The following is a 23,205-nucleotide window of genomic DNA, read 5'->3' as shown; positions in this document are numbered from 1 at the left end:
TGGGCGGGCGATGGGCTCGCCCCGCCAGCCGTGGGCACGGCGCAGGCGGAGTGCGCGTGGGCGGTGGCCGCATGACCTCCATTCAGTTGGCGCAGCGTGGGACCGGGGCGTTGCAGATCTTCAACGAGGCGGGCGTGCTGTCCGCGGCGGATGTGCATGTGGCGGTGCGGCTCGGGCGGCTCGGCCAGGAGAGCTCACCCCTGGTGCTCTTCGCGACCGCGCTCGCCGTGCGCGCGGTCCGGTCCGGCTCGGTCTGCCTGGAAGTGCGGCGCATGCACGAGATCGGCGTGGATGCCGAAGGGACGGAAGAGTCTTCGATCGATCCGTCCACCCTGCCCTGGCCCGATGTGGACGAGGTGATCGCCGCCCTGCGCAAGAGTCCGCTGGTGTGCGGTAGCCCAGCCGGGCCGCTGCGCCCGTTGCGGCTGATCGATCCACCCGGATCCGAGGCCGGACCACTGCTCTACCTGGACCGGTACTACCGGCAGGAGGAGACCATCCGGGCCGCGCTCACCGAACGCTCGACCACCCAGCCCATGGTGGACGCCGAACTCGTTCGGCGAGAACTGGATCGGCTGTTCCCGGGTGAGGGCGGACCGGGCGAACCACCGGATCGGCAGCGGCTGGCGGTGGCATTGGCGGCCACCCAGTGGACCACCGTGGTCGCGGGTGGACCGGGTACGGGTAAGACGCACACCATCGCGCGCGTGCTGGCGCTGCTGGTCGCACATCAGCAAGCCATTCCCGGCGCGCCCGCCCTGCGCATCGCGCTCGCCGCACCCACCGGCAAAGCCGCCGCGCGACTGCAGGAATCGGTGCGCGAGCAGGCCGGGGACATCGGACTGCCCGAACTCACCGCCGCCACCCTGCACCGGCTGCTGGGCTGGCAGCGCGGTGGCGCGAGCCGGTTCAAGCATCACGAATTCAATCGGCTGCCCTATGACGTGATCGTGGTGGACGAGACCTCCATGGTGTCGCTGACCATGATGAGCCGCCTGCTCCCGGCGGTTCGCCCGGACGCGCGACTGGTGCTGGTCGGCGACCCGGACCAGCTGGCCTCCGTGGACGCGGGCGCGGTCCTGGCCGACCTGGTGGCGGGACCGATTGCCGGACAGGCGAATCCGGCCCTGGACCTGATCCTCGGCGCCGAATTGCGGGATAGCGCGGCACATCCGGACGCGCTCTCCGCCCGTGAGCGAGAACGCATGCGCGGCGGTATTGTTCGCCTCACCCGGGGCCGCCGCTTCGGTGGCCGCATTGCCGAACTCGCGGTGGCGGTGCGCGCGGGTGATGCCGATACCGCCCTGGACCTCTTGCGCGCGGGCGGTACGGAGCTGTCCCTGCACACCCCGGAGGACATCGGTGCGGTGCGCGCGGATGTCCTGCGCGCGGCGCAATCCGCCACCGACGCGGCCCTGGCCGGTGATGCCACCGCCGCGCTCACCGCACTCGAATCGCATCGCCTGCTCTGCGCGCATCGGCAGGGGCCGTACGGCGTCGAACGCTGGGATCGGATGGCCGCGGGCTGGGTCGCGGCCGCGGGGATCAGCACCGAACCCGGTCCGGGACACTGGTATCCGGGTCAGCCGCTGCTGGTCACCGCCAATGATCACGAGGCGCGCATCTACAACGGCGATACCGGTGTCATAGTGCGCATGCCGGACGGCACCCTGCGCGCGGCCCTGCAGCGCGGCACCGAGCCGTATCTGGTGCACCCCACCCAATTCCCGGGTGTCACCACGGTGTACGCCATGACGATTCATCGCAGTCAGGGCAGTCAGTACGACACCGTGACGACGGTGCTGCCCGGTCCGGAATCCACCCTGCTCACCCGGGAGTTGCTGTACACGGCCATTACTCGCGCGCGTAAGCATGTCCGGGTACTCGGCACCGAGGATTCGATCCGCGCGGCGATCGGCCGTCGGGTCCTGCGCGCGAGCGGTCTGCGCGTGTAACTTGGTGGCCCGGAGGGGTTTTCATGGCTACAGCCGATGCCGAGTTCGAACAGTCCACCGATACCGTCCGGTCAGCGGATGGCACAACTATCGCGTACCTGACGGTCGGCGCGGGTCCGGCGGTGATCGTAGTGCCCGGTGCGCTGTCGGTGGCGCGTGGTTACGCCCGCTTCGCCGCGGCCCTGAGCGGTCGCGGATTCACCCTGCACACCATCGAACGGCGTGGACGCGGCGAGAGTGGTCCGCAGGGGCCGGAGTATCGGATCACCGAGGACTGCGCGGACATTCGCGCCGTGCGGGACAAAACCGGCGCGGGATTGATTGTCGGGCACAGTTACGGCGGACTGGTCGCACTGGAGGCGGCCCGTGACAATCCGGATATCCGCAAACTCGCCCTCTACGAACCCGGAGTGTCCATCGCGGGGTCGGTGCCATCGGAGTGGATGCCCGCCTACGCGAAGTACCTGGAACAGGGCAAACCCTTCGACGCCTTCGTCGAATTCGTGCGCGCCATGGGGCCGGAGAATGTTCGCAGAATCCCGCGCTGGATGTTCCGCCGCATGATGCCCATGTTCATGAAGGCCCCGGAACGCGATCTGGTCGTCGGCCAACTCGCCGAGAATCTGCGCGAACACCGGGAAGTCGTCCGACTGAACGACACCTACCCGAATTACGCCGCCGTCACCGCCGAGGTCCTGCTCATGGACGGCGATAAGGACCGCCGACCGCACACCGACGCGGACCACGACCAATTGGCGAAGACACTGCCGCACTGTGAACGCCGCACCCTCACCGGCCTCGATCATTTCGGCATCGACAAGCAGGCCCCCGAACTCGTCGCCCGATTCATCGGCGAATTCTTCTCGCGTTCGTAGTCCGCTTCGGCCCTGCGCGTGTTCCTCGATGGATACGCTGGGCCTACATCTTGCGAATCGAAGGAGTGTCGATGAGCAGCACGCCCGAGCACGTCGATGTGCTCATTATCGGCGCGGGTCTGTCCGGTATCGGGGCCGCCCACCATCTACAGACCGCGTTTCCGTGGCGCACGTACGCGATCCTGGAGATGCGCGAGGGGATCGGCGGGACCTGGGATCTGTTCCGGTACCCGGGTATTCGCTCCGACTCCGACATGTTCACCCTCGGCTACCGGTTCCGGCCGTGGCTGGGGGACAAGGCGATCGCCGACGGGGATTCGATCCTGAACTATGTACGCGACACCGCCGCGGACGCCGGAATCGACAAGCACATTCGCTATCGGCATCGGGTGCTGCGGGCGGAATGGTCGACCGCCGACGAACAGTGGACGGTGACCGCCGAACATGACGGCGCTACGGTGACCATCACCGCCGGATTCCTGTTCAGCTGTTCGGGGTATTACCGCTACGACGAGGGTTACACGCCGGAATTCGCTGGGATGGAACGCTTCTCGGGCCCGGTCGTGCACCCGCAACACTGGCCCGAACAGCTCGAGGTCGAAGGTAAGCGGGTCGTGATCATCGGCTCCGGCGCGACCGCGGTGACTCTCGGCCCGGCGCTCGCCGATCAGGGCGCGCACGTGGTCATGCTGCAGCGCTCACCCTCGTACATCATCTCCATGCCCGCCCGCGATGCCTTCGCGGACCGGGTGCGGCGCGTACTGCCCGCCAAAGCCGCGTACGCGCTGGCCCGCGCCAAGAACGTCGGGTTGAGCACCGCCATGTACCAGATCTCGCAGCGCTACCCCAAGCGCATGCGGTCCTGGATCTTCGGGCTCCAGAAACGCTGGCTTCCAGCGGGTTACGATATCCAGACGCATTTCAATCCCAGCTACAAGCCCTGGGATCAGCGGCTGTGCCTGGTGCCGAATGGTGATCTGTTCCGCGCCATCCGCCAGGACAAACTGGAGATGGTCACCGACCGCATCGAAACCTTCACCGAAACCGGTCTGAAACTCGAGTCCGGTCGTGAGCTCGACGCCGATATCATCATCACCGCAACGGGTTTGAACCTCATCGCCTTCGGCGGCTTGGAGCTGACCGTGGACGGTGCGAAGGTCGAACTCCCGAATGCCATGGCGTACAAGGCCATGATGCTCTCGGAGGTCCCCAACTTCGCCTTCATCATCGGCTACACCAACGCCTCCTGGACCTTGAAGGCGGATCTGGTGTGCGAGTACGTGGTTCGCCTGCTGAAGCATATGGATTCGCACGGCTACGCCAAGGCCACGCCGGTCCGTGATCCCTCGGTCGGCACCGCACCGTTCCTGGACTTCCAGCCCGGCTATGTGCTGCGGGCCCTGGATCGCCTCCCCAAACAGGGCGATCGCGCACCGTGGCGGCTGCGCCAGAACTATCTGCGGGATCTGCCGATGCTGCGCTACGGCAAGGTCGTCGATCCGGCCATGCGGTTCGAGAAGGCCGGTGAATCAGCGCCGATCGCCAGCGGGCAGTAGGGTTTTCAGCGCCCGAAGACACCTTCGAGGCGATTGCGTGAGCCCGGATGCACCAGCCGGGCCACGCTCACCAGTCCGTGCTCGGACCAGGTGCGGCGGCGAATGAGCAGGCACGGTTCGGTGCGCTCGATACCGAGCAGCCGGCACTCCTCGGCACTGCCGAGCACCGCCTCCACCACATGCTCGCCGCGCACCAGTGGTGCGACCCGGCTCAAATAGTCGTTGGGCGTGGTGGTGGCGAAGTTCTGTTCCAGATATCCGGGCGCTTCAGCGGGATTCACATACCGGTCCTCGACCTGGATCGGGGTGTCGTCTTCGAAGTGCACCAGCACCGAGTGAAAAGCCTTGGTGCCGATGGAATCCCGCAGGAACGGCTGGGTCCCGTCGATCTTCTCGTCGCGCACCAGAATCACCTCGGTGCGATGTCGATGTCCGCGCTGCTGGATCTCATCGGCGATATTGCGCACCTCGAACAGCGGTGAGGAGCCCTTGGTGGCGGCCACGAAGGTGCCCACACCCATCATGCGCACGATCAAACCCTCGGCGGTGAGCTCACGCAGCGCCCGATTGATGGTCATACGGGAGAGCCCCAGCGCCGCCACGAACTGATGCTCGGACGGTAGTTGATCGCCCTCCGTCCAGCGCCCTGAACGCACCTGGGTGATCACCAACTGTTTGACCCGTTCGTAGGCGGGTACCGAATCGCCCCCCGCCTCGGCGAACAGTGCGGCCAGGGAGGTCTCGCCCGAGCTGTTCGATCCCGCGACCGTTGCCATCCCCGCCGTACTCCTCGTCAGTCCATCGTTCCGAGCCGCCAGCCTACCGGCCCGGATGCCGTCATTTTGACAGTTGTATAGACAGGACTATACAACTGTTGCAGAATGCGATCCAGCACACATTCACCGCTGAGCGCGAACGGAGTCACGGAGGTACCCATGGACATCACTTCACCCGGGCACGAGGCCCGACCGGTGCGCGCGCCGCGCGGTCCCGAGCTCACCACGCTCGGCTGGCAGCAGGAGGGTGCGCTGCGCATGCTCATGAACAATCTCGATCCCGAGGTGGCCGAGCATCCCGACGCCCTGGTCGTCTACGGCGGCACCGGCCGCGCCGCGCGCTCCTGGGCCGCCTTCGACGCCATGGTCGCGACCCTGAAGACCTTGAAGAACGACGAGACCATGCTGGTGCAGTCCGGTAAGCCGGTCGGCGTCTTCCGCACCAACGAATGGGCTCCGCGCGTTCTGATCGCCAACTCCAATCTCGTTGGCGACTGGGCGAATTGGGAGGAGTTCCGCCGCCTGGAGGAGCTCGGGCTCACCATGTACGGGCAGATGACCGCCGGATCGTGGATCTATATCGGCACCCAGGGCATTCTGCAGGGCACCTATGAGACCTTCGGCGCGGTGGCGCGCAAGCGATTCGGCGGTACCCTCGCCGGAACCATCACCCTCACAGCGGGTCTCGGCGGTATGGGTGGTGCGCAGCCGCTGGCCGTCACCATGAACGAGGGCGTGGCCATCTGCGTCGACTGCGATGTCACGCGTATCGATCGGCGCATCAAGCACCGGTACCTGGATGTGAAGGCCGACAACCTCGAGCACGCCCTGGAATTGGCGATCGAGGCCCGCGATGCGCGGCGGCCGCTGTCCATCGGCGTGGAAGGCAATGCGGCCGAGGTGTTTCCGGCGCTGCTCGAGCGCGAAGCGCCCATCGATATCGTCACCGATCAGACCTCCGCGCACGATCCCCTCGCGTACCTGCCCATCGGGGTCGACTTCGGCGATATGAAGACCATGTCCGAGAAGGATCCGGGGTGGTTCACCGAGCAGGCCCAGCTCTCCATGGCCGCGCATGTGAAGGCCATGGTCGGCTTCCTCGATCGTGGCGTCGAGGTCTTCGACTACGGCAACTCCATTCGCGATGAGGCCCGCAAGGGCGGTTACGACCGCGCCTTCGACTTCCCCGGCTTCGTGCCCGCCTACATTCGCCCGCTCTTCGAGGAGGGCCTGGGCCCGTTCCGCTGGGCCGCGCTCTCGGGTGATCCGGCCGATATCGCCGCCACCGATAAGGCGATCCTCGAATTGTTCCCGGACAACGAGCATTTGAAGCGCTGGATCACGATGGCGGGGGAGAAGGTCGCCTTCGAGGGCCTGCCCGCGCGCATCTGCTGGCTCGGCTACGGCGAACGCCATCTGGCCGGACTCAAGTTCAATGAGATGGTCGCCAGCGGTGAACTCTCCGCGCCGGTCGCCATCGGCCGTGACCACCTGGACTCCGGTTCGGTGGCCTCGCCCTACCGCGAGACCGAGGCCATGCGCGACGGCTCCGATGCCATCGCCGACTGGCCGCTGCTGAACGCCCTGGTCAATACCGCCTCCGGCGCGTCCTGGGTATCGCTGCACCACGGTGGCGGCGTCGGTATGGGCCGCTCCATCCACGCCGGTCAGGTCGTCATCGCCGATGGCACCGAACTCGCCGCTCGCAAGATCGAGGCCGTGCTCACCAACGATCCGGGCATGGGTGTCATCCGGCACGCCGACGCCGGATACGAACACGCCATCGAGACGGCTCGCACCCGCGGCGTCCGCGTTCCCATGTCCGAGAATCAGTAATCGATCCACCGCGGTCTACAAGCAGGAAGGCAGCGACCATGACGCACGACGGTCCCGCCGAGGTAGTACTCACCCCCGAACGCCACACCATCGATGTCATTCCCGACTCGGAACGGCACGGCAGCCCGCGTAGCCAGTTCACGCTGTGGTTCGGCGCGAATATGCAGATCACCGCGATTGTGGACGGTGCGCTGGCGGTCATTTTCGGAGCCGATGCGCTGTGGGCCATTATCGGCCTGCTCATCGGCAATGTGGCCGGTGGCGCGGTAATGGCGCTGCATTCGGCGCAGGGCCCGAAACTGGGTCTGCCGCAGATGATCTCCAGCCGCGCGCAATTCGGTGTGCGTGGTGCGGTACTGCCGCTACTGCTCGCGATTCTCATGTATCTGGGATTCGCCGCCACCGGAACAGTTCTGGCCGGGCAGGCCGTGGCCAAGGTGCTGCATATCGACAGCCCGAAACTCGGCATGGTCATTTTCGGGGTGCTGACCGCGTTCATCGCGATCACCGGATACAAACTCATTCATATCGTGGGCCGGATCGCGACCGTGGTCGGCATTATCGGATTCAGCTATCTGGCAATCCGGTTGTTCGCCGAATACGACGTGACCGCGCAACTCGGGGTGAAGGGTTTCGAGACCGCGACCTTCCTGCTGGCGATCGGCCTCGGCGCGGGCTGGCAGTTGACCTTCGGACCGTATGTGGCCGACTACTCGCGGTATCTGCCGCGCTCGACCAGCGATCGGGCGACCTTCTGGTCCACCTTCGCCGGCACGGTGATCGGCTCGCAGTGGTCGATGACCTTCGGCGCGCTCATCGCGGCCGTGGCGAGCAAATCATTCATGAAGGATCAGGTCGGATTCATCGGTGATCTCGCCGGACCGGCCGCGGTCGCGGTACTGATCTACCTGGTGATCGTGACCGGCAAGCTGACCGTCAATGTGCTCAACGCCTACGGCGGCTTCATGTCGATTCTGACCACGGTGACGGCTTTCGAAGGGCGGTCGCGCATTTCGACGATGGCACGCGGTGTCTACATCGTGGGCTTCACCACCGTCGCGACCCTGATCGCCATCGCGGCCAGCGCCGACTTCCTGGCGAATTTCAAGAATTTCGTCCTGGCGTTGCTGATGGTGTTCACGCCGTGGAGCGCGATCAACCTGATCGACTACTACCTGATCTCCAAGGAGCGCATCGACATTCCCGCGCTCTACGACCCCGCCGGACGCTACGGGGCGTGGAATGTGCCAGCCCTGGCCTGCTACTTCGTCGGTGTGGCGGTGCAGATTCCGTTCCTGGCGACCAAGCTCTACACCGGTCCCATCACGGACATGCTCGGCGGAGCGGATATTTCGTGGATCGTCGGAATCGTGGTGACCGCATCGCTGTACTACCCGGTGGGCAGGCGCACCGCCAATCCGCCCGCGACCATGATCTATCCGCCGGACGCCGAAATGGCCCGAGTCTGAAAGGAATTCGATCGTGACCAGCCTGGTCGTCACGAATATCGGAACGCTCGTCACCAATGATCCGGGGCTCGGCGAAGGGCGGCTGGGGGTGCGTCGAGACGCCGCCATCGCCTTCACCGATGGGCAGGTGGCATGGGTCGGCGACAGCGCGACCGCACCCGCCGCCGACCACGGCATCGACCTCGGCGGCCGGGCGCTGCTGCCCGGATTCGTGGAGAGCCACTCACACCTGGTGTTCGCGGGGGAACGGGCCGAGGAGTTCGCGGCCCGCATGACCGGAACCCCCTACACCGCGGGCGGAATCCGCACGACGATCGAGGCCACCCGAGCCGCCGATGAGGGGCAGCTCGAAGGCAATGTGCGGCGGCTGCTGAACGAGGCGCTGCGATCGGGCAGCACCACGGTGGAGTGCAAGACCGGGTACGGGCAGACCACCCGCGACGAGTTGCGCAGTGCGCAGGTCGCGGGCCGGTTCACCGATGAGGTGACGCTGCTGGCGGCGCATGTGCCGCCGCCCGAGTACGCCGGACGCGCGGACGACTATGTGGCCATGGTCTGCGACGAGATGATCGAAGCCTGTGCGCCGCATGCCAAATGGATCGACGTGTTCTGTGAACGCGGGGCGTTCGATGAGGAGCAGTCCCGCGCGGTACTGAAAGCCGGTGTGGCGCACGGGCTCATCCCGCGCGTACACGGCAATCAGCTCGGGCAGGGGCCGGGCGTGCGACTGGCCGTGGAGATGGGCGCGGCCTCGGTGGATCACGTCACGTACGTGAACTCCGGCGATATCGACGCCCTCGCAGGCAGTTCCACGGTGGCGACGCTGCTGCCCGGTGCGGATTTCTGTACCCGGAACGCGTACCCCGATGCCCGGGCACTGCTGGATGCCGGAGTCACCGTGGCTTTGGGAGCCGACTGCAATCCCGGTACCTGCTACACCACCAGCCTGCCGTTCTGTATCGCGCTCGCCGTTCGCGAAATGCGCATGACACCCGCGGAAGCCGTGTGGTCGGCGACCCTGGGCGGAGCGAAGGCATTGCGGCGCGATGACATCGGCTGGCTGGGCATCGGTGCGCGCGCCGATGCCATTGCCCTGGACGCACCCTCTTACCTGCATCTGGCCTACCGGCCCGGCGTGGCTCTGGTGCGCGAGGTGTGGAAGGACGGCGTACTCGTCACCCCCGGAGTCGCGGCATGAGCGCGGAGATCCGGGTCGATATCCCGCCCGCGGCGTGGACCGGCCGCAATGACGGCGACGCACCCGAACACCTGAGATGGCATCAGGCCATCCGGCCGTACGACCCCGAGGCATCGGAGAGTCGTTGTGTGCTCATAGGTTTCGCCAGTGACGAGGGCGTGCGACGCAATAGGGGCCGCCAGGGCGCGGCGGCCGGTCCGGCGGCACTGCGGGCCGCGCTGTCCTCCATGGCGCTGTCGGATCCGGTGCTGCTGGAGGATGCGGGAACCATCGCGGTCACCGATACGAATCTGGAGGGCGGCCAGCAGCGGCTCGGGAATGCCGTTGCGGCGGCGATCGATTCGGGACGACTGCCCGTGGTGCTCGGCGGCGGCCACGAAGTGGCGTACGGAACTTACCTGGGAGTGGCGGCCGCGCAGGGGCGTGCGGCGCGTCCGCGACTCGGAATCCTCAATCTGGACGCACATTTCGACCTGCGCGATGAGGTGGTGCCGAGCTCCGGTACCCCCTTCCGGCAGATTCTGGCGGCCGAGCGGGTGGCGGGCACCTCGGTGCGATACGACGTGCTCGGAATCAGTCAGCCGAGCAATACGCGGGCGCTGTTCGACACCGCGGATCGTCTGGACGTGCACTATCTACTCGACGATCGTTGCGGGCCAACCGATTACGCGATGGTGGACGCGTTCGTCGCGGACCTCCTGGATGCGGTCGACATGCTGTACCTGACCATCGATCTCGATGTGCTCCCGGCCGCGGTCGCGCCGGGTGTCAGTGCGCCCGCCGCGTATGGCGTTCCGCTGGAAACCATTCAGCGCGTATGCGATCGTGTGGCGGCCAGCGGGAAGCTGGTCGCGGTCGATGTCGCCGAGCTGAATCCCGGCCTGGACGTCGACAATCGGACGGCGCGCACGGCTGCTCGGCTCATACACCGACTCGTTTGCGCTCGCGGGGTGCCAGGACGCACAGCAGAGCGACGATGAGGCCGCCGCCTACCAGGTAGAGACCCCAGCTGCCGCTGAGGAGGTCGCTGTAGTCGTGGCGGAGTTGGTCGTCGAAGTTCTGGTCGAGTCGCCAGGTGAGTACGCCCAGTCCGGCGAGGCCGACCAGGACGCCGAGCGCGGCCAGGGTACGAGCGCCGACCAGGGCGGCGATCAGAATGACGGCGGCTACGGCCAGTAGGCCGATGGCCAGGGAGGTCCAGAGGCTGACGGACTGGTGGCCCAGCTGTTCCATGGATTGGCCGTCCGGGAAGCCGTTTCTGAGGTTGTCGAAGCTGATGTGCTGGGGTTTGAGGGAGTCCAGGAGGGGGCCGAAGGTGCCTACCGCTATCGCTATCGCGCTGGCGAAGAGTAGTAGGTGTACCGAGGTTCTCATATGTCCACGGTAGGTGGTTTCGGGCGTTTGTGGGGGTAAAGATCAAGAGAAGAAATGAACGAAAAGATAAAGACGCCCGGACGAGAAGAAAAGAAAACGATAAAAGTTAAAATATGAAAAGAAGGAGAGTCTGAATAGCCTTGTATCACAACGTAATTCGGCTCGTGAATGGATGTTTATCACGGTAGAATAAAGGCATGGAATCCAGGGAAGACTCCGCTCTCGCAGTCGCTGTTTCGGCGCTGCGTGCCGCGGTGGATGCCCTGCTCGAAGCGTCGCCGATTCCGTTGTCCGATGACGAGTTCACCGCCCTCATGCGCGAGACCGAAAAGGTCGGCAGGCAATTGGAGGCGGTCAAAATCGGGTTCGTGGACGAAACCCGCCGTCGTGATCTGCATGGCAGGGCGGGAGTGAAGTCCCCCGCCCTGTATTTGGAGCAGTCGCTGCGTCTTTCGCGTGCGGACGCGGGGCGGCGGGTGCGGTTCGCGGACAAGCTCGCGGTGCGTCGCCTGCCCGGTCAAGTCCTCGAGGCGGAGTTGCCCGCAGTCGCCGAGGCGCAGCGAGCAGGGGATATTTCCGCCGATCACGTGACCCGGATCCTGCAAGCGATGGACCGTCTGCCCGGCAGCCTCGATATCGAGAAGCGCGAGGCCGCTGAGGTGTGTCTGGCTGAGTATGCGAGCACCGGTTGGCCCGATGACGTGCGCAAACTGGGCGATGACATCCTGCGCCGGGTTGATCCCGACGGCAAGCTCTGTGGTGACAGCGACCGCCAGCGCATGCGCGGCCTCACCCTCGGCACCCAACGGGTGGATGGGATGTCGGCGTTGGTCGGGGAGATCACCCCGGAGTTGCGTGCGGTGTTCGAGCCGGTGCTGGCCAAGCTGGCGCGTCCGGGCATGTGCAATCCGGAGGATCCTGAAAGCCCTCGTACCACAGTCGAATCCGTCGATCGTGAACGTCTCGAGGCCGCCGCCAAGCGTGATACCCGCACCGCTGCCCAGCGCGCGCATGATGCGCTGCTGGGGTTCCTGCGCTTCGAGGCCGATCCGGCCGTGCTGGGCACCCATCGTGGTCTGCCGGTGGGGACCGTGGTGACCATGAGCTTGACCGATTTGGAGAACCGTTCCGGGGTGGCCACCACCGCCACCGGCGGCACCTTGTCCATCGGCGAGGCCGTGCGACTGGCCGCTGAGGCCGGGGACTCCACCCGGTACCTGGCCGTATTCGATGATGCCGGGATGCCGCTGCATTTGGGGCGTGGCAACAACCGGTTGGCCAACAAGGCACAGCGGTTGGCGTTGATCGCCGCCGAAAAGGGTTGCACCCGCCCCAACTGCACCGCTCCCGCCAGTCTGGCCGCGGTGCATCACGCCACCGATTGGTCCAAGGGCGGGCGCACCGATATCGAGAACCTCACCCTGGCGTGCGACAGCTGCCACGCTCTCGTGCATGACGGTCCGGGTGGGTGGAGGACGGTGAAACTCGGTGCGGACAGCCCGTTTCCGGGTCGTACCGGCTGGATCGCTCCACCTCATATCAATCCCTCGGGAGTACCGGAGGTGAATCACCGTCACCATCCGGGGGAGGTGATGGCTGCCACCGTGTCGCGGATTCAATCCCGCAATGAGCCCGAGCGACAACGCCTGAAGGAGTGGTTGAACCGCCGCCGCTCCACCCCACCCCCCTCAACCGAATAGGCCAAGCCCCGCCGTCGCCCGTGACACCGCAGGTTCTGCCCTGCCGGTGTCACGGGTGTTTGTCGTTGAGGCCCTTGCCTTTTCGGGCTCTGTCCTTTGGGTTTTGTTCTTTTGGGTTTGTCCCGAAACGGGACCACGGCCAGTCTCCCCGCCGCTACTGCCACCTATGCACCTGATGGGGGAGCGACAGCCGGGTACGGCAGGCGAGGTGACCACACCTCTTCTTTTCCGCATGCACTTCCTCTACCGACCAGCAGCCCGCAAAGCACCCGCGCCACAAACCCCACCCGGCGAGGGAAACCGGCTATCAACCAGGGAAGAGCCCCGGAATAGTCAACGCGTATTCAACGTCCTCACGAGTACCCAACGTCACGAGACAACTGCGAATCATCGTGAGCCGAGCCGCCGCAATCGTCTCATCGCTGGGCTCCCCACCCGCAGAGATCCGATACACCACGAACTCACACGTTTGCAGACAGGTATCCAGGTCGAGATCCGCCGGAACCGTCCGCCCGAGCTTCGCGAACTTGGCACGAATCAGTTCCCGGATATCGTCCATGGCGCGCTCGCGATACGGCGACACCGGCGAGCCCGGATCGTGCAGCTCCGCGAACAACGGCGAGAGCATCGGCCCGTGCCCGCTGGCCCAGTACAGATAAGCCTCGATCATGTTGATGCCCAGCTGAACCGGCTCCTCGGTGCGCTCGAGCGCGGAGCGGATCCCGCCGACCAGATCGTCATTCGACACCGTCAGCACCGCGTGCAGCGGTTCGGTGGCATTGGCGAAGTACCGGTAGAAGGTGGGCCGTGCCAGCCCCGCCGTCTCGATGATGCGGGCGACGCTGAGCCCGCGCGAACCGTGTTCGGCGAAGACCTCCGCGGTGGCCAGGATGATGCGGGCGCGCACCTGATCGGCCTGTTTGGCCGTCTGTGGTGGGCGACCCCGGCGCGCGGTCGGGGTACCCGCGGTCATCGACCGCTCCGGGTGCTTGACATGGGGTGTGGCACGCCTATTAATCTAACACTAGTGTTCACCTAACAACGGTGTTCAGATAATTAGCGGGATCGGCCCGCGCAGACCTATCGAGAGGGCGACCAATGTCGACTGCCCCGCAGCTCGCTGCCGCTGATGCACTGCCGTTCGACCTGGTGCAGCGGCTGCTCGCGCACGCTGTCGCCGGTGGCGCGCCCTCGGTCGAGGTGTTCGCACCCGCCACCGGACGCAAGATCGCCGATCTGCCGCAGTCCTCCACCGCCGATGTCGAGACCGCCTTCGCCACCGCCCGCGCCGCGCAGGCCGAATGGGCCAAGGTGCCGGTCGGCGAGCGTGCCGCACTGCTGCGCCGCATTCACGATCTGGTCCTGAACGAGCAGGACACCATCCTCGATATCGTGCAGACCGAGACCGGCAAGTCCCGCGTGCACGCCTTCGACGAGGTCTCCGATGTCGCGGTGAACACCCGCTACTACGCCGCCGAGGGCAAACGCCTTCTCACACACCGCAAGCCGCGCGGTGTGATGCCGGTGCTCACCCAGGTGGAGGTGCGCAATCGCCCCAAGGGCGTGGTCGCGGTCATCTCACCGTGGAACTACCCCCTGGCTTTGGGTGCTTCCGATGCGCTGCCCGCCCTGCTCGCGGGCAACGCCGTCATCGGCCGCCCCGACAATCAGACCGCGCTGACCCTGCTGTGGGCCATCGATATCGCCGAGCGCGCGGGCCTGCCCAAGGGCCTGTGGCAGGCCGTCCTGGGCCGTGGCGCCAAGCTCGGCCCCGAGGTGATCGCCCGCGCCGACTACGTCGACTACACCGGCTCCAGCGCCACCGGCCGCACCATCGCCCAGCAGGCGGGCGAGCGGCTCATCGGCTACTCGCTCGAATTGGGCGGTAAGAACCCGCTGCTGGTGCTCGCGGACGCCGATGTCTCCAAGGCCGCCAAGATCGCGGTGCGCGCCTGCTTCGCCTCGGCCGGGCAGCTGTGCGAATCGATCGAGCGAATCTACGTGCACGACAAGGTGTATGACCAGTTCGTCACCGAATTCGTCGCCAACACCAAGGAATTGAGCCTGGGCAAGACCCTGGACTTCGATTACGAGATCGGCTCGCTCACCTTCCCGCGCCAGATCGACACCGTCAGCAAGCATGTCGACGATGCGGTGAGCAAGGGCGCGAAGGTCCTCGCCGGCGGTAAGGCCCGGCCGGATCTGGGCCCGTACTTCTACGAGCCCACCATCCTCGCCGACGTCCGCGAGGGCATGACCGTGTTCCGTGAGGAGACCTTCGGCCCGGTCGTCTCGGTCTACCGCGTCACCAGCGACGATGAAGCCGTGACCCAGGCCAATGACACCGCCTACGGGCTCAATGCCAGTGTGTGGAGCAAGGATACGACCCGGGGCCGCGAGGTCGCCGCCCGCGTCAATGCCGGATCGGTGAATGTCAACGAGGGCTTCATCGCCGCCTGGGGTTCGGTCGCCGCACCGTCGGGCGGGCTCGGCATCTCCGGCACCGGCCGCCGTCACGGTCCGGAGGGGCTGCTCAAGTACGTCGACACCCAGACCATCGCGGTCCAGCGTGGTCTGCCCATCGCCCCGCTGCCCGGGATGTCCGAGCAGGTGTGGGCCAAGACCATGACGCTGTTCCTGGGCGTGATGAAGACGTTGCGGCAGAAGTGATCTGCCGAAATCGAGACAGGGGTATACCGGGCTGATGAAGAACGTCGCGGATAAGAAGGTCCTGGTCACCGGAGCTGCCATGGGTCTGGGCAAATCGTTCGCCGAGCGCGCGGTGCGTGAGCGCGCGGCCGATGTGGTGCTCTGGGATATCAATGAAGAGGCGCTGAAGGAGACCGCGGCGGAGCTCGCGGCCCTGGGCAGCAGCCGAATTCACCACTATGTAGTCGATGTCTCGGACCGCGACGCCATTGCCGAGGCGGGCGCGGCGGTGCGCGCCGAGGTCGGCGATATCGATGTCCTGATCAACAACGCGGGCATCGTGCGCGGCAACGGGTACTTCTGGGAGACCGCGAACCGGTCCGATATCGAGAAGACCATGGCGATCAATTCCCTTGCGCCCATGTACATCACGCTTGAATTCCTGCCCGCCATGGTGGCGGGCACGGGCGAGGCGCGGGTCATGACCATCGCCTCCTCGGCGGGCCTGGTCGCCAATCCGCGCATGAGCGTGTACGCGGGCTCCAAGTGGGCGGCGCTGGGCTGGTCGGATTCGGTGCGGCTGGAGCTGGAGCAGTCCGGTAACTCGCACGTCAAAGTGACCACGGTCTGCCCCACCTACATCAATACCGGCATGTTCGACGGGGCCAAGGGCTTCCTGTTCACCCCGATCCTGGAGCAGGACGATGTGGTGAACACCTCCTGGGAGGAGATGAAGAAGGGCTCCGCGCTGGTCGTCCTGCCCTGGACCTCCCGCCTGAACCGCGCCATCTCCGGGCTACTACCGCTCAAGGTGCGCGACTTCTACCTCAATACCGTCGGCGTCTATCACTCCATGGACGAATTCACCGGCCGGAAGAAGTAGCGGCCCACCGAATCGCGATGAACCGCAAGGACTTTCACCCGGCTCAGGCCAGGTCGAAATTGCCGAAGGTGGTGGCGCTGAGCTCGGCGAGTGAGGGAATCACGGTGATGCCGTCGCGATGCGCGACACCGCGTGCCGTGCGATCGAGCCAGTAGGCCCGCAATCCGGCATCGCGCGCGCCGATCCCATCGGTATCGAAGCGATCGCCGACGTACGCGACCTGATCCGGAGGCAACCCGATCATGGCGCAGCCCGCCAGGAAGATGCTCGGATCCGGCTTGGCCGCCCCGAATTCGTCCGAGCACAAGACTGTTTCGCTGAAATGCTCGAGCAGCCCCACCGCCGCCAGCTTGCCCCGCTGATGCGCCAGCGAGGAGTTCGAGACCACACCCAGTGCCACCTGGCCGGTGAGCCCGCGCAGCGTCGGCGGCACATCCGGGAACGCGGCCCAGACGGTATCGCGGCGCGCGGCATAGCGGGCGAACCACGCCTCGGGATCCTTGACCTTCACCCCGATATGGGAGAGGAACCTCCGGGTGCGCGCCTGCTGCTGACCGGTGAAGGTGAGCTCACCGGTCAGGAAGCGCGGATACTCCTGCTCTTCCAGCGCCCGCCAGAGGTCGACCGCCTCCTCGGGGGACAGGAAGTAGTCCAGCAGGTTCTCCGCGGTCAGATGCCGCAGCAGCCCGACCCGCGCCGTCGCGGAGTAGTCGATGAGCGTGTCATCGATATCGAACAGAATCCCGTGAATCGTCATACGCCCACATCCCGGGTGCCGATAACCACCGTCGCACCCAACTCGTCATCCTCGGCGATCCGCGCGCTCAACCCGTGATCTCGCATCACCTGAGCGGCCGATGCCGCCTGCTCCGCACTCTCCTCGACCAGTAGATGCCCGCCCGGCGCGAGCCAGTCCCCGGCCACCGCCGCGATCCGGCGCAGCACATCCAATCCGTCCGCGCCCCCGTCGAGCGCGACCCGCGGCTCATGGTCGCGTGCCTCCGGCGGCATGGAAGCGATTGCGGCAGAAGGCACGTAGGGCGTATTCGCCAGCAGAATCCGCACCCGCCCCGCCAACTCGGCGGGCACCGGAGCGAACAGATCCCCCTGAAACACCCGAGCCTCGAGGCCCGCGAGGTTCCGCCGAGCACAGGCCACGGCCGCCGGTTCGATATCCGCCGCGGTCAATTCCACCGCAATCCCCTCCGCACCGGCCTCGATGGCGAACGCCATCCCCAAAGCCCCACTCCCACAGCACATATCGAGCACGATGAACGGCCGCGAGTGGGCCATCGCCGCTGTCGATTCCGATGCGCGAAGCGTGGCCGCCTCCGCCTGGATCGCGATGGCGGCGTCGGCCGGAGTCGTGGTCGGTGTGCCGAGGGAAGCCGCTGCGGCGCTATGCAGCTCGGAGCGAATCATCTGCCGCGCCAACGCGATTGCCTGCTCGACCAGAAATCCGGTGCGCTGCCGGGGAACGAACACATCCGGCGCGACCGCCACCCGCAACCCTCGAAACTCCGCCCACCCCAGCAGATGCTCCAGCGGAAATCCGGCGATCCGCCGAACCGCCAGCGATTCCAGCTGCTCAGCGCTGTCCGCGGCCTCGATCAGCAGGGCCGCCTCATCCTCCGCGAACACACACCCGGCCGTCCGGAGACGAGCGATGAGGGTATCGGTTACGGAAGTACTCACTGCGCCATTGTGCCCGCCCCGACCTGCGTACTTACCACGCGGGTCGAGACGGGCATCGTTTATCGGCGGACTACCGCTCCACCGGCAACAGCATCGTGCGTGTCGCGTCCAGGTAGATCCCGCGCTGGTTATTGCGCGCGGGCGGTGGCAGCTGCGAAACCAGCTGCTCCAACGAGGTCGTCGCCCCGACCACCGGAATGCCCGCGACGATGAAATCGGCCACCGCGCGCCGCACATGGTTCGGCGAGGTCACCACGATCGCGCTGGTCGCGCCCGCCCGCTTCAACATATCCGCGCCGAAGAGCGCGTTCTGTACGGTCGAGCCCGCCCGATGATCGGCCACAATGCGATTCGCCGGAATGCCGTGCCCGATCAACCAGCCCTGCATGGCCGCGGCCTCGGTGATCCCGTTCTGCGGGTTGCCGCCGGTCACCAGAATCGGCGACATCGGCGAGGCGATGGCCTGCAACCAGGCCGCCTGCAACCGGTTCACCAGCTCGGGGCGCATACTGCCGTCGGGCAGCAGACCGTATCCGAGCACCGCGATACCGGTGGACGGTCCCGCGATCGCCGGAATCGGGTTGGGCAGTGTGCCCACGGCCGCGCCGATGGCGCGGAAGGTGGTGCGCGTGCTGTCCGCCAGCTCCCGGTCGATACCGTTGAGCCGCATCAGCGCCGCCTCACGGGTGATCAGATCACCGGTGTAATCCGACCAAATCGCTTGCAGTGCAAGCGCTTGCGCGTCATCGGGGGATTCGGCGAGCAGTTGCCGCAGGTCGGCGAGTCCGGCGGCGGCATCACCGTCGGTGAAGTTGTCCTGCGCGGAGTTGTAGAGCGGGCCGGGGTCGGCGTGGGCGATGCCCGGGCCGAACAGGGTCAAGGCGGCTGCCGCCGCCGCGAGGACCGTGGGGAAACGCCTGGCGATCTGCACTGCTGTCGACCTTTCCGAGAGAGGGTCACGCATGCTTGCTTGGGTTCCGACTGGCTTTGCTGGCTGATGGCTCGGGAACAACTGGAGACACGATACGACTGACCACAGCCTTTGTCGGGTATTTGCCGAAGTGATTTCGGAGGTTTGACAGCAGTGGTGGCCGGGGACACCCGCGCGTCGCGATAGGGTGTGTTCCCGTGGATACGACTTCGCTGATCGGCAAGGAACTCGCCGCCGCCATCAATGCCGACACCAAGGCCCGCGCCGCCGCGCTCGCCGAATCCGGTGCCGCCCCGCGCCTGGCACTGGTGATCGCCAATGACGATCCGGCCAGCGCCTGGTACGTGAAGTCGCTGAACCGCGCCGCCGAGCGCAATGGAATAACTTGTGAGAACGTCGATCTCGGGGTCGACGCGACCGCGGATCAGATTCGCGCCAAGCTCACCGAACTGTCCGCCGATCCGGCCGTGGACGCGATCATGCTGCAGACCCCGCTGCCCAAGGGTGTCGGCCTCGATGATGTGAGCCTGGCGATCGCCTCGGCCAAGGATGTGGACGGTGTCAGCCCGCTGTCCCTGGGCCTGCTCGCCTCGGGTCTTCCCGGATTCCCACCCGCCACCTCGGAGGCGGTGGTGGAGCTGGCCAAGTTCCACGGCATTGCGCTGGAGGGCCGCCTGGTCGCGGTGGTCGGGCGCTCGAATGTGGTCGGCAAGCCGCTGGCTCAGCTGCTACTGGCCGAGAATGCCACCGTTACCGTCGCGCACTCCCGAACCCGCGATCTTCCCGCCGTGACCTCGGCCGCCGATGTGGTCGTCGCCGCCGTCGGGCGCGCCGGGCTGATCACGGGTGATCATGTCCGCGAGGGTGCCGTGGTCATCGATGTCGGCACCAATGAGGACGAGAACGGAAACATTACCGGCGATGTGAATGCCGAATCCGTCACCGGTAAGGCCGGTGCCCTGAGCCCGGTACCCGGCGGGGTAGGACCGGTCACCACCGCACTGCTCATGCGCCACGTAGTTCAGGCCGCCGAGACTTCTCGCTGACGAAAGAACCGGGGGTGTGGGGGTTCGTCCCCACACCCGAATCCCTCTACCAGTGAACGGTAACCGGATCGCCCAGCGAGACATTGTCGTAGTACCACTCGGCGTCGCCCGGTGCGAGATTGATGCATCCGTGGCTGACATTGGCATTGCCCTGTGAATCCACCGACCACGGTGCGGAGTGCACGTAAACGCCTCCCCACGTGAGCCTTTCGGCGAACTCACCCTGGATCAGATACCCCTGCGGGTCACTGAGCGGAATCCCGATCGTCCGCGAATCGAAGGTCACCGAGCGGTCGCGCGACAGCACCGGGAACGTGCCCGTCGGTGTCTCCCACCCGGGCTTACCCATCGAGGCGGGCATGGTCCGCACCGGCACCCCACCGATGAATACGGTGAAGGTGTGCGCCGACATATCGGCGTCCGCGGTTGTCCCGCCATTGGTTTCGAATTGGGTGTGCAGGCGACCCACCGACACCGTGATAGGTGCAGAGGTGGGCAGGTAAGCGGCCGGAGTCCATGTCAACTGACGGTCGTCTACCCAGGAGAAGTGCCCGGCAAGGGTGGCGTCGGCGCGCACGCTCATGGCCTGTTCGGCGAGAGCGCGGTTCGCGACGGGTTCGGTGAAGCGCACCCTGACCGGTGCCGCTATTCCGACCGTTTCACCGGGCCCCGGCGTAATCGCCTGCACCGCCGGGAGATCGGGTGCCGTGCGCACCGCCCCCGCCGCTCCGGAGCCGAATGCGGCTGCCGCCGCGAGTGTTGATGCGACGAACAGAAGGCGTATCGCGTTCCGCATGGGTCCATCCCTTCGAAAGGGTGTGGTCTGGAGGCTCAGCCTATGACCAGATCATCCCATTCTTCCGGAAATGTTCCCGCTTCGTGACCTAGGTTCCGGCGTGGAGAATTGGAATCGCCGCAGTCACCGGGTAATAGCCGAGCTATTTCGTGATCGCGACGACCACATCGTTGTGCAGCGCCTCGGCGCGCGCGATGACCTCGTCGATCTGAGTGAGCACCGGAGCGAACTCCGCACCCGCGCCGGGACCGAGCGAGGCCACATTGATGGCGATATTGAGCTGTGAGCTGGCCGCGGCGGCCCGGGCGGCATCGGCGGCGGCACCGATATCGGTGACCACGTTCGGATTGCCGATGGGCAGCAATTCGCTTGCGAGCGAGACGACTTCGTCGGCGGCGGCGACCACCGCGGCGGGCACCCGGGCCGCACCGAGCAGTGCGCCGGTGATCGCCGCGGTGCGCGCGGTCTGCTGCTCCTCGGTCTCCTTGGCCATCTTGTAGGCATTGCCGACGGCGGTGAAGGCGGCGGCATCGGCATCGGCCAGGGCCAGCGCGCGATCACGTGCGGTATCGGCGGCCAGGATGATGCGGTCCACGACCGGACGGTTCTCGGCGTCCTTGGCCCGGGTGGTGTACCGCGCGACCATGGCGACCAATGCCGCACCCTGCGCGGCGTGCAGCGCGGCAACGGCCCCGCCACCCGGCGCGGGCACCTTGGCGGCCAGCTCATCCAGGTAGCCCTGCAGTGTCGAGTCACCGAAGCTGGTGCTTGCCTGCGCGGCGTCCTGAGTCATGAGGAATGGCCTCCTTGAGAGTGCGTGGGATCGAGCGAGATTCGCCGATAACCGTACCGGGGAGCCGAGCCGCTGGTAGTGCGCGGGTGCGGTGTCGGTAAGGTCCGGGTCATGCGTATCGGATTGTCGATCAATTACACCGACGGCTTCAAAGAGGTAGCCGCCGAGGTCGCCGACCTCGAACGGGCGGGCCTGGATATCGTCTTCGTGCCGGAGGCGTACTCGTTCGACGCCGTGAGCGCGCTCGGCTACATCGCCGCCAAGACCGAACGGGTACAGCTGGCCTCGGGCATCATGCAGCTCTACACCCGCACGCCCACGCTGACGGCCATGACCGCCGCCGGTCTGGACTACGTCTCGGACGGCCGGTTCATCCTGGGTCTGGGCGCGTCCGGCCCGCAGGTGATCGAGGGCTTCCACGGTGTGCCCTATGACGCGCCGATCGGCCGCACCCGCGAGGTCCTGGAGATCTGCCGCAAGGTGTGGAAGCGCGAGCGGCTCGAGTACAACGGCAAGTACTACACGATCCCGCTGCCCGAGGGGCGGGGCACCGGCCTGGGCAAGCCGCTCAAGCTCATCAATCATCCTGTGCGCGAGAACATTCCGGTGCTGCTCGCCGCGCTCGGCCCGAAGAATGTGGAGCTCGCCGCCGAGCTCGCCGAGGGCTGGCAGCCGATCTTCTTCCTGCCGGAGAAGGCCGACGACATCTGGGGCGATGCGATCGAAGCCGGTCTGGCCAAGCGTGATCCGGCGCTGGGCGACCTGGATGTGTTCGCCGGTCCGGCCCTGGCCATCGGTGACAATGTGGAGCCGCTGCGCGAATTCGTGAAGCCGCATCTGGCGCTGTACATCGGCGGTATGGGCGCCAAGGGCAAGAACTTCTATCACACCCTGGCCACCAAGTACGGCTACGGCGCCGAGGCCGACCGCATCCAGGAGCTGTACCTCGAGGGTAAGAAGGACGAGGCCGCCAAGGTGGTCCCGGACGATCTGGTGCGCGATATCTGCCTGATCGGTTCGGCCGGGTTCGTCAAGGAGCGCGTGGCCGCGTTCCGTGAGGCCGGGGTGACCGCGCTCAATGTGGTGCCGCTGGCCGCCACGCCCGCCGACCGGGTGAAGCTGGTCGAGCAGCTGCGCGCGATCTGCGACTGAATCTTCCCGCGTAAAGCAACGAGCCCCGCCGCGATTACTCGCGTGCGGGGCTCGTGTTCGTATGCGGGTCGGGATCAGTTCTCGTTCAGCGCCGTGAGCGCCTGTGCCAGCGTGGCGTGCAGCGCGAACACCTGATCGAGATTGGTCATTTTCAATTGGCGGCTGGTGGCGGGTCCGTCGGCGACGACGGCAATGCGGGTGGACCCTGCGCGTTGATGGGCGGCGACCAGCGCCGCCATCCCCGCAGAGGCCAGAAAGCTCACCTCGGACAGATCGATCACGAGTGCGCCCGGCTTACCGGACAGCGTGGAATCGATCGCGTTCTCGAGTGCGGGCGCAGTCGCCAGGTCGACCTCACCGACCACCGCGAGTACCGTCGCGCCGTCGTGCACGCTGACCGTCGTGGTCATCGTCTCGCCGAGGGGATACGCGTCTCCGGAAGTATTGGTCACGTTGGAACAATCTGCCATGATCCGTCCGTTCGTGCTGCATCGTCTGCGACATCGGTTTCGTTACGGGTT

The 23,205-nt window shown here is 66.2% G+C and carries 21 protein-coding genes; 12 read left to right on the top strand and 9 right to left on the bottom strand.

Annotation, left to right across the window (positions count from 1 at the left end):
- Positions 1-71: 71 nt before the first annotated feature.
- From recD to OHB26_RS33000, 3 genes are all read left to right on the top strand, one after another.
- Entirely contained in the window at positions 72-1,955 is a 1,884-nt protein-coding gene (gene recD / locus OHB26_RS33010) for an exodeoxyribonuclease V subunit alpha (protein WP_330181162.1), read from the top strand.
- A 23-nt stretch (positions 1,956-1,978) separates the two neighbouring features.
- Positions 1,979-2,830 (top strand): alpha/beta fold hydrolase, encoded by an 852-nt coding sequence (locus tag OHB26_RS33005; RefSeq protein ID WP_330181161.1) that lies wholly within the window; start codon positions 1,979-1,981, stop codon positions 2,828-2,830.
- Positions 2,831-2,901: 71 nt separating this feature from the next.
- A complete protein-coding gene (locus tag OHB26_RS33000; protein ID WP_330181160.1) occupies positions 2,902-4,386 on the top strand; it encodes a flavin-containing monooxygenase in 1,485 nt (494 codons plus the stop codon).
- Between the two features lie 5 nt (positions 4,387-4,391).
- On the opposite strand, the gene hutC is transcribed toward OHB26_RS33000, so the two are convergent.
- Entirely contained in the window at positions 4,392-5,162 is a 771-nt protein-coding gene (gene hutC, locus OHB26_RS32995; RefSeq protein ID WP_330181159.1) for a histidine utilization repressor, read from the bottom strand.
- A gap of 159 nt (positions 5,163-5,321) precedes the next feature.
- Here hutC and hutU point away from each other — a divergent pair, with 159 nt between their 5' ends.
- The 4 genes from hutU to hutG are packed head-to-tail and all read left to right on the top strand — an operon-like array spanning position 5,322 to position 10,645.
- Positions 5,322-6,998, top strand: coding sequence for a urocanate hydratase (gene hutU, locus OHB26_RS32990; RefSeq protein ID WP_330181158.1), 1,677 nt, complete (start codon positions 5,322-5,324; stop codon positions 6,996-6,998).
- 38 nt (positions 6,999-7,036) lie between these two features.
- Positions 7,037-8,467 carry a purine-cytosine permease family protein gene (locus OHB26_RS32985; protein WP_330181157.1) on the top strand — a complete coding sequence of 477 codons (1,431 nt, stop codon included), beginning with the start codon at positions 7,037-7,039 and terminating at the stop codon, positions 8,465-8,467.
- A gap of 13 nt (positions 8,468-8,480) precedes the next feature.
- The gene (hutI, locus tag OHB26_RS32980; RefSeq protein ID WP_330181156.1) at positions 8,481-9,665 is read left to right on the top strand and encodes an imidazolonepropionase; all 1,185 of its coding nucleotides are present in this window, start codon (positions 8,481-8,483) and stop codon (positions 9,663-9,665) included.
- Complete coding sequence (gene hutG, locus OHB26_RS32975) at positions 9,662-10,645, top strand: formimidoylglutamase (protein WP_330181155.1); 984 nt, start codon at positions 9,662-9,664, stop codon at positions 10,643-10,645. The genes hutI and hutG overlap by 4 nt, the downstream gene beginning before the upstream one ends.
- On the opposite strand, the gene OHB26_RS32970 is transcribed toward hutG, so the two are convergent.
- Positions 10,587-11,039: a hypothetical protein gene (locus OHB26_RS32970; RefSeq protein ID WP_330181154.1), complete on the bottom strand. Its 453-nt coding sequence runs from the start codon at positions 11,037-11,039 to the stop codon at positions 10,587-10,589. The genes hutG and OHB26_RS32970 overlap by 59 nt on opposite strands.
- A gap of 197 nt (positions 11,040-11,236) precedes the next feature.
- Here OHB26_RS32970 and OHB26_RS32965 point away from each other — a divergent pair, with 197 nt between their 5' ends.
- Positions 11,237-12,739 (top strand): HNH endonuclease signature motif containing protein, encoded by a 1,503-nt coding sequence (locus OHB26_RS32965; RefSeq protein WP_330181153.1) that lies wholly within the window; start codon positions 11,237-11,239, stop codon positions 12,737-12,739.
- 307 nt (positions 12,740-13,046) lie between these two features.
- Here OHB26_RS32965 and OHB26_RS32960 read toward each other — a convergent pair whose 3' ends face one another.
- Positions 13,047-13,712 carry a TetR/AcrR family transcriptional regulator gene (locus OHB26_RS32960; protein WP_330181152.1) on the bottom strand — a complete coding sequence of 222 codons (666 nt, stop codon included), beginning with the start codon at positions 13,710-13,712 and terminating at the stop codon, positions 13,047-13,049.
- A 125-nt stretch (positions 13,713-13,837) separates the two neighbouring features.
- Here OHB26_RS32960 and OHB26_RS32955 point away from each other — a divergent pair, with 125 nt between their 5' ends.
- Together OHB26_RS32955 and OHB26_RS32950 are read left to right on the top strand one after the other, a co-directional pair.
- Entirely contained in the window at positions 13,838-15,409 is a 1,572-nt protein-coding gene (locus OHB26_RS32955) for a succinic semialdehyde dehydrogenase (RefSeq protein ID WP_330181151.1), read from the top strand.
- A gap of 34 nt (positions 15,410-15,443) precedes the next feature.
- Positions 15,444-16,271, top strand: coding sequence for an SDR family NAD(P)-dependent oxidoreductase (locus tag OHB26_RS32950; RefSeq protein WP_330181150.1), 828 nt, complete (start codon positions 15,444-15,446; stop codon positions 16,269-16,271).
- A gap of 43 nt (positions 16,272-16,314) precedes the next feature.
- Here OHB26_RS32950 and OHB26_RS32945 read toward each other — a convergent pair whose 3' ends face one another.
- The 3 genes from OHB26_RS32945 to OHB26_RS32935 form a co-directional block, all read right to left on the bottom strand.
- Entirely contained in the window at positions 16,315-17,028 is a 714-nt protein-coding gene (locus tag OHB26_RS32945; RefSeq protein WP_330181149.1) for an HAD family hydrolase, read from the bottom strand.
- Positions 17,025-17,966: a methyltransferase gene (locus OHB26_RS32940; RefSeq protein WP_330181148.1), complete on the bottom strand. Its 942-nt coding sequence runs from the start codon at positions 17,964-17,966 to the stop codon at positions 17,025-17,027. The genes OHB26_RS32945 and OHB26_RS32940 overlap by 4 nt, the downstream gene beginning before the upstream one ends.
- Positions 17,967-18,036: 70 nt before the next feature.
- A complete protein-coding gene (locus OHB26_RS32935) occupies positions 18,037-18,897 on the bottom strand; it encodes a YdcF family protein (protein WP_330181147.1) in 861 nt (286 codons plus the stop codon).
- A 197-nt stretch (positions 18,898-19,094) separates the two neighbouring features.
- On the opposite strand from OHB26_RS32935, the gene OHB26_RS32930 reads away from it, so the two are divergent.
- A complete protein-coding gene (locus OHB26_RS32930) occupies positions 19,095-19,943 on the top strand; it encodes a bifunctional 5,10-methylenetetrahydrofolate dehydrogenase/5,10-methenyltetrahydrofolate cyclohydrolase (RefSeq protein ID WP_330181146.1) in 849 nt (282 codons plus the stop codon).
- A gap of 46 nt (positions 19,944-19,989) precedes the next feature.
- Here OHB26_RS32930 and OHB26_RS32925 read toward each other — a convergent pair whose 3' ends face one another.
- Positions 19,990-20,739, bottom strand: coding sequence for a L,D-transpeptidase (locus OHB26_RS32925; RefSeq protein WP_330181145.1), 750 nt, complete (start codon positions 20,737-20,739; stop codon positions 19,990-19,992).
- Positions 20,740-20,881: 142 nt separating this feature from the next.
- On the bottom strand, positions 20,882-21,532 hold the full coding sequence (locus OHB26_RS32920; protein WP_330181144.1) for a cyclodeaminase/cyclohydrolase family protein: 651 nt from the start codon (positions 21,530-21,532) through the stop codon (positions 20,882-20,884).
- 111 nt (positions 21,533-21,643) lie between these two features.
- On the opposite strand from OHB26_RS32920, the gene OHB26_RS32915 reads away from it, so the two are divergent.
- Positions 21,644-22,684 carry an LLM class F420-dependent oxidoreductase gene (locus OHB26_RS32915; protein WP_330181143.1) on the top strand — a complete coding sequence of 347 codons (1,041 nt, stop codon included), beginning with the start codon at positions 21,644-21,646 and terminating at the stop codon, positions 22,682-22,684.
- Between the two features lie 74 nt (positions 22,685-22,758).
- Here OHB26_RS32915 and OHB26_RS32910 read toward each other — a convergent pair whose 3' ends face one another.
- Positions 22,759-23,094: an STAS domain-containing protein gene (locus tag OHB26_RS32910; protein ID WP_330185855.1), complete on the bottom strand. Its 336-nt coding sequence runs from the start codon at positions 23,092-23,094 to the stop codon at positions 22,759-22,761.
- Positions 23,095-23,205 lie beyond the last annotated feature (111 nt).

Origin of the sequence: Nocardia sp. NBC_01503 (genome assembly GCF_036327755.1) — a bacterium.
Taxonomy (GTDB): domain Bacteria; phylum Actinomycetota; class Actinomycetes; order Mycobacteriales; family Mycobacteriaceae; genus Nocardia.
Note: the sequence above shows the minus strand (reverse complement) of the source record. Positions and strands in the feature narration are given on the sequence as shown.